The sequence below is a fragment of the bacterium genome, assembly GCA_013360215.1.
Classification (GTDB): domain Bacteria; phylum CLD3; class CLD3; order SB21; family SB21; genus JABWCP01.
This window is the reverse complement of the sequence record JABWCP010000001.1, coordinates 331655-345224: the sequence shown is the minus strand read 5'-3', so window position 1 is coordinate 345224 and position 13570 is coordinate 331655. Positions and strand designations below refer to the sequence as shown.

General features: G+C 45.3%; 11 protein-coding genes. 1 reads left to right on the top strand and 10 read right to left on the bottom strand.

The genetic code is table 11. From position 1 onward, the window contains the following. From HUU58_01530 to HUU58_01495, 8 genes are all read right to left on the bottom strand, one after another. Nucleotides 1–433 (bottom strand): hypothetical protein (locus HUU58_01530; GenBank protein ID NUN44336.1); only part of this gene is annotated, 433 nt, incomplete at its 3' end. Nucleotides 434–435: 2 nt separating this feature from the next. Continuing rightward, entirely contained in the window at nucleotides 436–861 is a 426-nt protein-coding gene (locus HUU58_01525) for a helix-turn-helix transcriptional regulator (protein NUN44335.1), read from the bottom strand. A 2-nt stretch (nucleotides 862–863) separates the two neighbouring features. Next, nucleotides 864–1262, bottom strand: a complete 399-nt coding sequence (locus HUU58_01520) for a hypothetical protein (protein NUN44334.1) — start codon at nucleotides 1260–1262, stop codon at nucleotides 864–866. 451 nt (nucleotides 1263–1713) lie between these two features. Further along, nucleotides 1714–2451 carry a DUF3800 domain-containing protein gene (locus HUU58_01515; protein ID NUN44333.1) on the bottom strand — a complete coding sequence of 246 codons (738 nt, stop codon included), beginning with the start codon at nucleotides 2449–2451 and terminating at the stop codon, nucleotides 1714–1716. 27 nt (nucleotides 2452–2478) lie between these two features. Further along, nucleotides 2479–5334, bottom strand: a complete 2856-nt coding sequence (locus HUU58_01510; protein ID NUN44332.1) for an N-6 DNA methylase — start codon at nucleotides 5332–5334, stop codon at nucleotides 2479–2481. Nucleotides 5335–5428: 94 nt separating this feature from the next. Next, a complete protein-coding gene (locus HUU58_01505; protein NUN44331.1) occupies nucleotides 5429–6355 on the bottom strand; it encodes a metallophosphoesterase in 927 nt (308 codons plus the stop codon). 17 nt (nucleotides 6356–6372) lie between these two features. Next, complete coding sequence (locus tag HUU58_01500; GenBank protein NUN44330.1) at nucleotides 6373–7434, bottom strand: phytase precursor; 1062 nt, start codon at nucleotides 7432–7434, stop codon at nucleotides 6373–6375. A 15-nt stretch (nucleotides 7435–7449) separates the two neighbouring features. Then, entirely contained in the window at nucleotides 7450–10236 is a 2787-nt protein-coding gene (locus HUU58_01495; GenBank protein ID NUN44329.1) for a TonB-dependent receptor, read from the bottom strand. A gap of 335 nt (nucleotides 10237–10571) precedes the next feature. Here HUU58_01495 and HUU58_01490 point away from each other — a divergent pair, with 335 nt between their 5' ends. Next, nucleotides 10572–11093 carry a phosphatase PAP2 family protein gene (locus HUU58_01490; GenBank protein ID NUN44328.1) on the top strand — a complete coding sequence of 174 codons (522 nt, stop codon included), beginning with the start codon at nucleotides 10572–10574 and terminating at the stop codon, nucleotides 11091–11093. Nucleotides 11094–11195: 102 nt separating this feature from the next. Here the strand turns inward: HUU58_01490 and HUU58_01485 are convergent, their stop codons facing one another. Then, entirely contained in the window at nucleotides 11196–12329 is a 1134-nt protein-coding gene (locus HUU58_01485) for a glycosyltransferase family 4 protein (protein ID NUN44327.1), read from the bottom strand. Continuing rightward, a complete protein-coding gene (locus HUU58_01480; GenBank protein NUN44326.1) occupies nucleotides 12326–13525 on the bottom strand; it encodes a glycosyltransferase family 1 protein in 1200 nt (399 codons plus the stop codon). The genes HUU58_01485 and HUU58_01480 overlap by 4 nt, the downstream gene beginning before the upstream one ends. Nucleotides 13526–13570: the final 45 nt, after the last annotated feature.

The window sequence follows — 13570 nt, the reverse complement described above, 5'->3', positions numbered from 1 at the left end:
TCGGTGCAATGCCGATGAGACGAGAGGGCGAAACAACCGGCATGGGAAATTTTGCTAAAACCGTACCTTCGCTTTTTGCGATAAGTGCGCCACGCGTAGTAGAGTATGCCAACCCGACGAGCATAGACATGAGCTCTCCTGGGATATTTAAAATTTCGTTGTTGATGAAAATTTCAAAATTGATGATTTCAAATTCTGTTTGCGTCACGATTTTTCCTAATGTTTTCCCTTCATACTCCGCCGTTACCGAAAGTTTGATTCGGATAAGTTTTTTGGGCGGTATGATTTCTGCATTTCCTTGGTGATGGTAAAGCAACATGTCGGCGTCTATATTTTCTACGTGGCGCGCTTCGTTTTCCAAAGAAAAAGAATCTATAACAAAACCGGTCAGTTTGAAACTTGGTCCCAAACCTTGTTCGATAGAGTCAGACATAATTAGGCTACCGCTTTGGCTTCTGTTTTGATAAAACTGGTTACTTTATTGGTTGAAAGAGGAAAAAAATTGCCTACGGATGATGCGGCGCGAAGGGCGCCAAGATTTAGTGCCGCATTGGCCGGTGTATCCAACGGGAAAAGGGGAATGTACACGACCCTTGGTTGCGTTTGTATCAAATTCTCTTCCAAAACGACCGATAGTTTGGCAATCGTCTTTAGCGTCAAATTTTCATGTCCGGCCAAAAGGCGCGTTACTTGGGACTCGTTCCATCCCATTTTTTCGGCCAGACTCTTTTGAGTCCATTGTTTTTCTTTGATTATTTCGCCTACGCGGATGGCTATATCTCCCTGCATTTGCACATAGAGCTTCACTTCATCGGGAACCTGTTTCAAAAGCTCCTGAAATTTATTTTTTACAGAACTCATATCTATATCTTATCCTTTCCTGTGATTTTTCCGTCGGAGCTAATTTCTATCTCTCCGTTGTCCTCGTATAGTGCAAAACGCTTCCAAAAGTCTTCAAGTAATGTAACGCACGAATCCAAATGAGGATCCTCTTGATAGGTTCGTGTGTTTTTTATGCCACCGCCTCCTATGATCAGAAGAGTAAAACGCATTTTGATACAATATAATCGTAATTTTCCGTCGGGTGCAAAAAGTGCACAAATCGCATTGTCACGTGTGCTTTCATTACGAAAAAAAGAGTCAATGCACCCAAGACGATTGGCCATATCATCAATGCGTGCTAATATTTCCTGAAAACCGGGATCATAACGTACATCTTCTTCATCAGCAAATCTTTCAAACTCTGATATTTCAGAGTCCAAGTTGCGAATTGTGTAGATATGTGCTTTTGGGCCTTCGGCTAATAATTCTATTTTATACTTTGGATTCACTTATAAGTAAAGTTTTTTACAGATATAATCAAGGCTTTTCAATCACGAATCAAACATTTTATTTTCAAGTGTTTAACTGAGGTATTAGTAGATACCGCATTCGTATATTTCCAAAGTCTCTTCTTTGGGTTACCTTATTAATTTAAAATCATCCGATTCAATCATATGATTAAAGTAATAGGTATTTTGAATGATTTTCATTCAAATTTTGACCGAATTTTATATAGAATTCATTTGGTTGTTTCCAATTCATACACTATATTGATATGTATGAACTAGTACAGTTCCAATCGATTGGGGTTTTCCTGATCGGTATGAAAAACTTTGAAATGGATTGGGGTGTCCCCGGTCGGTAAAAAGCCCAGCTTGCTGGGCTTTTTGCTTATGGAAATATTTTTAAACCGAAAAGCTTATTGTTCTTCTTATTCTTATATATTTTCTCTTTGATGATGTCAAATGCAGGGTTTGCCCTATTTGGATCAATCACATATCGGGCCGTAGGATATGCCACAAGATCAGCCACCTGCAATCCTTGGATATCGTCTTTCTTATTTTTGAAGCTGATCTCAAGACCATACTGCTTTAGCCTATCTGCGTTGACATAATAGGTTCCGTTTGCACACAGCCGCTGGAAGTGTTCTTCCAATTTTTTATCTTCGAGACGTCCACGGCGTTCGATGATAACATGAAGTTTAATCGGTTGATGTATTGCGTCGAGGAAAAACACAGCACGCTCAACAATAAACGAAAGCGCGATTTCGTATACGTCATTACTCAGTTTACCATATTGTTTTAAAAAATTGTTTTTTTCAATGGCGGAGGAGATAACAGTATAATCGCTGTCCATCAGAATCGCATTGAGCTGTCTATAAAATTCCTCTTTTAACGATAGATCAAAAAAGAGACTGAATTCACCTTCGCACTTACGAATATCACGTGAGTGGAAAATGACTTTTTTATCATTCCAAAAATATTTTTTCAATTTTAAAATATGAGAGCCCATGTTTTGATAGGCGTTATCCGATATGAGGACTCCGCAAAGAACGAACACAGGAAAGCTATAATCAATATTTCCTAAACCATGATCGCCGGATTCATCCAAAAACAAAAAATATTTGATTGGCATGTCTGACGCCATGGCACGCGATCACTTTCCCTCTACGATCTTGATTTCTTCCTCCGTCAGGCCGTAAAGCTGATAGACGGCGTCGTCTATCTGGCGGTCCAGCGCTTCACACATCATCTCCAGCCGGTCGCGCTCAGATTCGAGCTTGGCCGAAGCGAGTTTTTCTTTCGCGGAAAGCATTTGCTCGACCAATTTCACGATATGATCATGACGTGATTTGTCCGAGGGATCGGAGAAGTTGATGGTGCGGATGGGGAGTGTTTTGATGTCTTGTGGGTTAAGTTTTGGAAAAATATTTTTTCCAAAATTTGGTAGAATCAAGCCACCATACCAACTTAGCAATTTAGAATTTGTTATGCCAAGAATGTAACAGTGGTCATATTTTGTTTCATCAAATAATTTAAAGGGAGTAATACTATGTCCATGGTAAAGGGTCTCAAGCGCCAGAGTAGCTTGAATTCTTTTTTGTTGTCCTGGAACCTCTCTAAATAATAACCGTTTACCGTTAAAAAATTTCGGATCGCGGGGTGCAGCTAACCATTTTCCGTATCTTAACCATTCTCCGCTCCAACCTAACGCGTACCGAGAAACATCTTGCCCATCAATCCATTTCTCGCAAAACTTATCTTTTTTAGTTTTAAAGTGATAAGCTCGATTTTTAATTATATCTGTATCTTGACCTGCATATCGATCATAGGGCGTTATCCCTTGAATTGCGTCTCCAAGAGATGCTAAATCAGTAGCGCGCTTTTCTTTTATTTTAAGAATTAGATGGCTTTCTAATGGTTTTAACCGATAATTAAAAACGTAATTATTATTCGAATCAATTCCGTCGGAATCAATTTCCCAAGTATCTTCTTCTCTTTCAATCAGTATTTTTTTACTTTTTCTTACTTTAGAAAATATAGGTACTACTGTATTTACTACAGCTTGAGAAAATACATTTTCACCGCATATTTTTATTCTATCCACACTAATTGTTTCTGTAACAAATTTTCTTAATGGAGCACAATTCTCAAGATGAAGCCATAACTCAGGCGTAATGTATCCTAAAAAGCCTCCTTGTTTAATTAACGTAATGCCCTTCTCAATGAAATAAATATAACTGTCGAATTTGTATTTATATGACTTATATAAGTTTTGAATGTATTTTTTTTCGACTTCAGCAAATACAGCGCCATAAGGAGGATTTCCAACAATCGCATCGAATCCGCCGCGTTTCATGATTTCGGGAAATGCGGATTCAAAGTCCATGGGTTTAAGTTTTTTTTCTTCGGTGCGTTCAAATAAATCGCCTTCGAGTATATCGGTGCCGATCAGCGAATTGCCGCAGACGATGTTTTTTTTGAGATCGGGCAGGACTTTTTCTTTGAGCATGCCGTACTGATAGGCGTCGTTGCGCGTCGCATCTTCGAGCAGTTTCAGATACAGCGAGAGCTGCGTGACCTCTGTCGCCTGGAAGTCAATATCTACGCCGTAGATATTGTTGTTGAGAATTTCCTGACGTTTTTTGAGAGAGAGTACGATCCGTCCGTCGCGCAGCTGCGTATCGCCGGCTTTGGCGGCTTCGGGATGATCCAGATAGTATTTTTCGTGGTAGGCGAGCAGTTCGCTATAGACTTCGATCAAAAACGAACCTGACCCGCATGCGATGTCCGCAAAAGCCATTTTGGCGATGCTTTCCGGCGTTTTGCCTTCGATCAGTTTGCCTACGGTATTTTGTACGATGTAGCGCACGATATACTCCGGCGTATAGTACACGCCGCCGGCTTTGCGCACTTCAGGTTTTTCTTCGACGACGGCGCGTTTGGCGGTCGTGTGGACGACTTTACCGAGAAAGCGTTCGTAGATACTACCGAGAATAGCGATAGGGATCTGATCAAAGTCGTACACGGCATGGGGATCGGAAAGTTTGGCGCAAATCGCCTTGAAGTCTTCTTCATCCGGTGCATGAAACGCACGGCCGTCAATTACGGGATGCGGTTTGAATACAAGGCCGTTGTATTTGGGCTCCAGCCGTTGACAGTGGGCGAGAAACTTTTTCCATGCATGACCGCTGTCGCCGTAGTGTCGCACTTCATAGTCTTCGATGGATTTGTCTTCCAGAAATCGTATGAACACCAGACGGTCTATGGTCCGTTGCACGGCTTCGGTGAGCGCTTCGCCTTCAAGATCGGGATTGGATTTTTTGAAGGCTTTGGCCAAGATGACGCGGTATTCGTCCAATTCCTCAAGAAAGGCTTCGTCAATAGGCTGTACACCCGCTTTGAAAAGACCTTTTTGTGCGGCTTTGCCTTTGGGGCGGGGTAGTGCGGCAGCGTACTTTTCCAGTGATCCGGTGGCGACGGCCTCGCGGCTAAATAACCAGTAGATTTCGGCAAATTTTTCGGCATCGGTATAGTCGGTATAACGAAAGGCTTTGATCTTACGATCCAGTGCCGTGCCGATATGCGGCTTAAATCGGCAGTCAATGATATGCAATTCTTCAAAATCCGTGAGTACGGCGACGGGCGTTTGCTGGCTCCATCCGTAGCGATTGACTTGAAAATAATCATCGGGATTGGCGATGCTGCGTGAGGGTTTTTTGGCCTCTACGAAAAACTTGGGGTCGCGGAAATTGGGGGAGAGATAAAAACCGTAATCGGCGCGCCGCTGCGAAGCACCGGTGCGAACGGCATTTTCGATGCGCACTTCCTGTTCGTACGGATTTTTTTGAATCTCATGATTGACATCCCACCCGAGAGCGATCCAAAATTTGTCAATGAAATCCTTACGCGCTTCCTGCTCCTGATATTTGGCGTCGAGATAATACGCTTCTTGCGCACGAAAATCCTGCACGAGACGGTTTACGGATTCAAACGCTTTATCGAAAGCCATGAGAAAATATCCCCAAGTAAGAGTAAGAAAAGATGGATAACCATATAGGCAATCTCGTTAAACGAATGAATTTTTGCAAGGGATAGAAATAACTTCAATGAGCAGGGTTGGAAATTCTAACCTCATGGACGATGGCCCCGTTTACATCTATAAACGCGGCGCGTATGCTTTTTTTGGCAATAGAAAGGCGTAGAAAACCGTTTTGTGATAGAGAAAAAACGGATTCGTTTGAAGTGCCGGTCGGGCGCAGCGAAGAGCCGGCTCCGGATATGAAGTAATTGATCTGATTATGACTTAAGTGTTGCAGATCGTGTTCGTGGCCCGCAAGGTATATCGGTACGCGGTATTTCTGGAGCATCGGTTCAAGCCGCGTAATCAATTCGGATGTATTTCCATGTTTAGTACCCGCGGAATATACCGGGTGATGCCCGACCACAATCGTCCAATCACTTGTTGCAGTTGCCAGCGTATTTTCAAGCCAACGCCACTGCGCCGCCGTGTCCTGACCGGAAACGGATTGATATTTTTTGTCGGTGTAGTATTCATGAATAAAAGGATTGGTGTCCAATATCACCAGCCGCAGCGAAGCGCCTCCGATCGTGGTATCTATATGGAAGTACCGCGAAGGCATGCGCCATCGTCGGCTCCGGGTAGAGTACTCTATCTGCGCTTGCGGATTCCCGCGGTAGTCATGATTGCCAAGCGCCACATACCATGGGATTTGCAGCGACTTGTGCGCATAAATATTTTCATATGAAGCGAACCACAGCGAATCATCCACGCTCGTCACACCGTTATCGTAAAAATTGTCGCCGGTCGAAATAACGAAATCAGCGCCGATGGTATGCGCTACTTCGGCCATGCGGTTCGCTGTCACCTGTTGCCCAAATTGGCCTTGCCGCCCCCAATCCCCCAGAACGATGCATTCTAATGTTTCGCGCGAATCAAATCCCGGAGATGGCTTTGTAAAACAACCGACCCATTCCACAGAGCCCGTGACCAGTGCGGATATAAGGATCATGTGTCGTACGTGCGAAATTAGGGGCATTCGAATTGTATCCTTGTCGAATCACGGATGCTCTTTAATGACAGCGCGCCGATGTTTCCGTCATCATGCGCGGCGTAGAAAGCACCGGCTGAAAACGGTCCGAATGATCTGGTTGTAAGGGCGACCCCGTCCGTGTTTCGAATATTGACAGCACAAAACGACGCTACAGGTTGAAGGAATTGGCGGTCAAATATATGGAAAACATTTTCGGTGTGGGACTGATCCGTAGTGATCCAGTACCCGGCACTGTCGCCGCACGTCCACAAGGCAATGCCTTCCGGCTGGGTTTTAAACAGGCCATAGCCGATCACTTGCCCGGTAAACGTGCCGTCTAGCGTATATATTTTTATATTATTTTGTCTCTCGTACTCGTCTGCGATGAGGATGCGATTATAGACCGGATCGACGTAAATGGACTCGACCGTATACAAAACGCCGCTTCCCGACGTATCGCCGAACGCCCGTACGGGTGTCGCGGACAGTTTTCGTGAGCGCATCGTTATGTGATACTGCCGGATGCGCTGTCCCAGCATGGATGGCGGAGGTATTGAGTCTTTGGTCAATTCGTAATTATCCGTGATATAACAAACAATGCTATCCGGCGATGATTTATAAAGCGAAATGCCGTAAGGTTTTTTCAATTCCTGCTCTCCAAATACGAATATGCTTTTGAATTCAGGTAATGAAAAAACCTGCACCCTGTGGTTATCGCGTTCGACTACAAATAACATGTCGTCCAAAACGAGGGCATTATTGGGGCGTCGCAGCTTGCCGGGTTCGGCGCCAGTGCCCCCGATGCGTTTGATAAATTTTCCGGTCGCCGCGTCACTGATGATCAAACCATCGGTTTTTTTTGCCGTGGCAACGAGCCAGTGTTCGCCGTGAGGGCCATGCCAGATCGCCGGAGCGTCCACGTTGTCGGCTTCATTGCGATCGGTCATGAACGTTTCAGAAATGAGCGGTCGATGAACCGCTTTGGAAACCGGCGCCATGGGCGGTTTTGAGCAAGCGCTCAACACGGCGAACATCATAATTGAAACTATTTTTAACATAACCCTACATCTCGATTAAAATGTGAATTTCAAGCCTAATTTACCGGTCCATGAGTAGAATTCCTGTTGTACAGGACGGGACGTTGATCCGCGATAATAACGAAGCGGGGCATTGGTCAAGTTTAATAATTCAAGATAGGCTGTCCAGTTGTGCGTCAATCGCTGGCTCGCGGATGCGTCTAGCTGAAAATGACGATCATAGAATATGTCATCAGCCTTCGTTTCGCCAACTTCATCAAGATATTTTCCGTGGAGATTAGCTGAAATTCTGCCATTGAAACCGCCGCGTTCATACGAAATTGCAAAATTTGCTACATGCTCAGATTGTCCGGGCAATGTCGCCTTGTCTTCACCGGCTTCGCGCGTAGGAAATTCTGCCTCGGACTGCGTATAAGTGTAATTCAAATATACACCCAAACCGCTCCAATACGAAGGAAGAAACGTCATTTGCTGTTGCCAGTTCATTTCAACGCCCCACAATGTTGCGGCTTTACCGTTTACCGGAACGGTTTGTTCGTAACCGTCGTAGGCACCACCGGAGACCTCGCTCACGTTGGCATAAATAAAGTCATTGAGTTTTTTATAAAAGAATCCGCCGGAGATTAAGCCGACACTTTGAAAATAACGCTCAACCATGAGGTCTAAATTTTTGGAAACCGTAGGCTTCAGATTCGAATTACCGGAAGCAATTTCTTCATCTTCACGGGAAACGGACTGAAACGGAACAAGATCATAATAGTCGGGACGCGCAATCGAATTGGTGTAAGCGGCTCTCAGATTAGTATTCTGATCGATGCGATATTTGACATGCAGTGACGGCAACATGTTGAGATAATCAGATTTTCCATTCGAAGCCACGGTGGACTCATAGTCACCGTCTTCGTCAAATACGACGGTGTTTCCTCGGTAGTCAATATTGGTCTTTTCAGCGCGCAATCCTGCTAAGAGAGACCATGGTCCTGCATTTAGAGTTGTCATCGCGTATCCGGCCAAAACGCGTTCTTCCGCATCATAGTTTTGCGCATCGGTTTCTTCGTGCGATTTGTCCGAATCTTCTTCGAATCCGGCAGAATTCGTGTTGAAAAACGTCTTTATTTTTTTAGCGTCCTGGAAGCGACCTACGCGGTATTTTCCATTTAAGAAGTCCTTTCCTTCAAAATTTCCAAGGACTTCATCTAGATACAAATCGCTCGAATAACCGTCATATACGCGGATATCCACATGACGGTCTTTGGATTTGCCGCGATATTTGAATCCGCTTTTGAACATTCCGGACTTAGCATTAAACGTAAACGGGATTTTTATATTGAAAGAACCGGTGTAGTCTTTGTCTTGGGTCGTATATTTTTCTGTTGAAAACTCTTCAAATTCAAACTTGGTTGGATCGTAGATGTCTGAACTGTTTGTGATGTTGATCTTTGGAAAATCATGATCTTTCAGATCGTACGTGAAATCAACGCCGTCTTCGAATTTAAATGTACTGTAGCGGCTATGAGGTTCTTTTTCTTCCGCAAAACTGTATGACAGGTGGTAATCAACGTCCATAAGATTGAAATGTTGATTGCCGCCCACGGCAAAACTACGGATGGATTGTTTTTCAAAACGATCTTTCAGTTCTCTAACCGCTTCGGCGCCCGAAATAGACGCGGAGGTCTCTGTCGCAGCGTCAAAATCGCCTTCGTCAAAGGCATAGATGAGGCGTCGCCGATACTCTTGATCGCTATATTCATTGACAATGCCTCGGAAGTACATATGGGAAAGGTCGTCAAGACGATAATCTAATGTGGCGCTGATTCCGATACGTTTTCGGTCTATCACATAGTCGCGCAGTTGGTATTCGGTGAGCACTTCCTGTTCTTCGCCGCCGCCGATTTCCGCATCGTCGTAGTCGAATTCGTTGTTATCAGAACCGCGATTTGTTTGGTAATAACTTCCGCTGAGGAGAAGGCCGAATTTATTATCTGGACCAAAGCGGCGACCGTACGTGAGACCACCCTGATATACGCCGCCGGTAACGAGATTATTGTATCCGCTTCCTAAGGTACCCAATATGACCGGCTTGTCATAGTCAAATGCGCTCTTTGTAATGAGATTGACAGATCCGCCGATGGCGTCTGCGTCCATATCCGGTGTCAACGCTTTGGTGACTTCGATCGAAGCGATCGCGTCGGCCGGAATGGCATCCAGTGCGACACTCCGCACTTCTGCTTCGGGTGAAGGGATCCTCTCACCGTTGATCATCATGGAGTTTAGACGCGCTTCCGTTCCCCGAATCAAAACATAACGCCCTTCACCCTGATCACGTTGTATGGAAAGGCCCGGCAATCGCTGGAGCGCTTCGGCCGCGTTTGGGTCGGGGAATAGCTGAATTAAGTCGGAGGAAACGACGTTCTTTATGTTGTCGCTGTTCTTTTGAGTGTTCAACGCTTTGGTTTGTCCCAAGCGTATACCTTCTACGATCTGCTCTGAAAACGGCACGGCAGTCCCTTTGAGTTTCACCTCAAGTATTTTCAAACTTCCATCCGTGACGGTAAATTCTATTTTCTTTTCTTCGTAGCCCAGATACCTTGCCAACAGGACATAGTTGCCGGCGGGCAATGACATTGTGAATTTTCCCTGACGATCACTAACAGCACGAAAAGCCGTTCCTTCTATCGTAATAAGCGCGCCCTGTAAATAGAAGCCGCCGTCCTCATCCGATACAAAACCGACCATGCCCGTACGAGTTTGGGAATAAGCTGGAACGCTCAGGAACACCAGAATAGTCAACATTATAAGTTGCACGCATGCTTTGGGGCGCATAATTGTTTTCTTCCGATTTAGGTTCTCATCGTTTATTAGTTTATCGTTAAGAGTAATGTCGGTGTGTTAGGTCTGTATTATTGATCTATAACGATTAGGTTGTCTATGCCCATATCTGCAATGACATTATGGAATGATATCACTGTCACCGATGTGGCCGACGAATAATAGTTTTCGGATCACAACAGGAATTGTGAATGAACATAGGCATCGGATTCGGCAAAGAGGAACAGTAATACGTACAATCGCTTGAATTTTGCAGGAGAACCTTGCGATATAATCGAACCGAAACAAGCCGATAATTATGGCGTTGTAATTCTTTTTTATAGTTTCATATGCGATTATTAGAAACCTTGCAGCAATGGGACAATTGGTTAGTCATACACGCGTCACGTACGTTTTCGCATCGTGTGTTGCATGCGTGGTTTTATGCTATGTCGCGGTTGGGCGACGGCCACGCGTATATTTTCGCTACGGCATATCTATCCTGGACACATTCCGCTATCGCCGGGGCGATTTGGAAAATCGGTGCATTGGCCTTTGCCATCAATCTCACAATTTACAAGCTATCCAAACAAACTCTGAAACGTAAGCGACCTTGTTCCGGGGGAGTACTTGTCATTCAAAAAATTGTTCCGCCGGATGAATTTAGCTTTCCATCCGGCCATACCTCCGGCGCTTTTGTAATGGCATCGTTGATTGCGCATGTGGTCCCCGAAGCCGCGCCATTCGTTTTTGGTTGGGCCGGCATGGTGGGGGTTTCTAGGGTATATTTAGGGGTTCACTATCCTACGGATATTTTGGCCGGTACCGTGCTAGGATTAAGTAGTTTCAAACTGGCGCTGTGGTTAGTTTAGATCTGCATGCTTCATGCTTACTTTAAGAGTCCGTCTCTCACTATCAAGACCCGTAATTCTAATTTAGTGTATTGCCGTGCAATCAAACTGGCCAGTACTACATTACGATTGGGTTGCGCGGGGGCTTAGCGACGCAAAGTATCGGTTATATTTTTCTATCACGCACGGCCATATAAAATGACCACGGACATGTTGCTGGATTTGCGGCTTGGCTTGTTTCATATTTTTTTTCAGCAAACTATCGATTTTATTAGCAAATCCGGCGGCGTCATTTTGTTTGACGCGATATCCGTTTAATCCATCGGTGACTACATCCGTGATACCTTCGATATCGGTTACCACGGCGGGTAGTCCTGCGCGATTGGCTTCCAATAAGACGATACCAAAGCCCTCGATATCGCCGGGTACGGAAATATTGGGCATTACGAAAATATCCGCGTATTCATACAATCCCAGCAGCCAGTCTTCGGGCATTTTGCCAAGTAAAGCGATGGTGTGACGTTTGGGTGACCGCGCGATTGTTTGGCGGATGGTGTCGTATTCGGGGCCATCGCCGACGATAAGATAGATCACGTCGTGATCTAATCTTTGAAGCACGTGCTCGATAAACCATGCGTGACCTTTGCGCAGGACGAGTCTACCAACGGTCAGTAAGACGGGGCGAGCTTCGCGCGGAATATGATGATTTTGAAAAAGAAAATCGGCTATGGTCTTCGGCGGTATCGGGAGCGTATCATAACCGGGAGGTATGGCGTTGGGGATAACCACAACCTGATCTGAAGAGAGTCCACACGCCATACAACTTGCCTTTGTGGCCGAAGAGACGGCAATAACACCATCCAGTTTCTTGAATACGCACTTGAGAATAATCTGATACAGCGGGTTGGGGAGCGTCACGTCGCGCCCGTGGGCGATCGCGACATATTTGGGTGACGATCCTTTTTTCTTGATAAACAGCATGACGGCTGCAGTAACCATACTTGAAAACAACACGATTTCCGGACGTTGACGACGTATTGCGATCGGAAGCCTAAAGATGAGCTTAATCAAAAAGAAGGCTGTTTGAATGTGGATAAACCTCCAGGACGACATAAGTAAAAAAGGCAACACATTAAAATGGACTTCGTTGCGCAGAGCTTCCAACAATTGGAGGCTGGCACGTTGCATTCCGCCAATATTTTCGAGCAGATCATTCGTCGGCGGAATGGAATGCGATACAAAAAACAGGCGAATCACGCTGCGGCCTCATCGCGAAATCCTTCTGCGAGGACGTCATAATAGCTTTGCAGAAGACTTTGATGGATCTGGGACCATGGGCGAAGCAAAGCTGTTTGACGGGCCTGAGCGCTCATTCGCTTTCGTAGTTGCCGGTTTTCTGAAATTAAATTCAGTTTGGCTGCGAAATCTGTCACATCAAGGGGTTCGGCAAGAAATCCATTATGTTCGTTGGTGATCAGCGATCGGCTGCCGGTCGCATCGGCGGCGATCACCGGAAGGCCCGCCGCCAAAGCCTCAAGTGTGACATTACCAAAGGTTTCCGTTTCCGAGGGAAATAAAAAAACGTCGCAGCACGCATAGACCTTAGCCAGATCATTGCCATTTTGTTGGCCTAAAAAAATGGCCGATGGCAACGTATTCTGAAGCTCTTTTCTGGCAGGTCCTTCTCCGACGATGACAGGCCTAATGCGTCGGTTCATTTGCATGGCGAGCGTTAAAATTTGCCCGAGCAATTTCAGATTTTTTTCCGCAACTAGTCGTGATACAAAAAGCACAGCGATTTCATCATCCTTTATGCCTATTTGACGGCGCCAGGCATTGTCTCTGATCTCCGGTCGAAATAAATCAGAATCTACACCTCTCGGCCAAATTTCGATTTTATCGCTAAGGCTCCGGTCAACCAAAGTCTCGGCCATCGACTGTGTAGGCACGTAAACTCGACGCGCTTGTCCGTAAAACCATGTCAAATATTTCCATGCCGATGCCTCGAACATATTTAGTCTGTAGTATTTCAAATAAGCGGTAAAGTGTGTGTGATATGACATAACCATCGGGATATCTTGAGCTTTTGCGTATTCAAGCGCTCGAATTCCCAACAAATCCGGTGTCGCGATGTGAATGAGATTGGGGTCGAATTGTGCCAGCTCGCGTTTCATGGACGACGAAAATCCAATACCCATGCGGTATTCCGATCTACCGGGTAAAGCGATTGATGGCGCCGAAATGAGTTGGCCGGTTGTATGCAGAGCCGGGTGTTTGGCCGTGGGGCTGAATATCATCACAGAGATATTCTGTGAAAGAAGATAGTTTACCCAACGGTTCAACGTCAGCGCGACACCATCTCGTATGTACTGGTAACTTCCCGTAAAAAGGGCCAGCCTTAATTGTGGTTTCGGAGAGATACGCGGCGGTTCAAAAGTAACCGGATACACCATTGAACGTGAAAGCACGGCATTTCTTTCTTTAAATGAATTAATGAA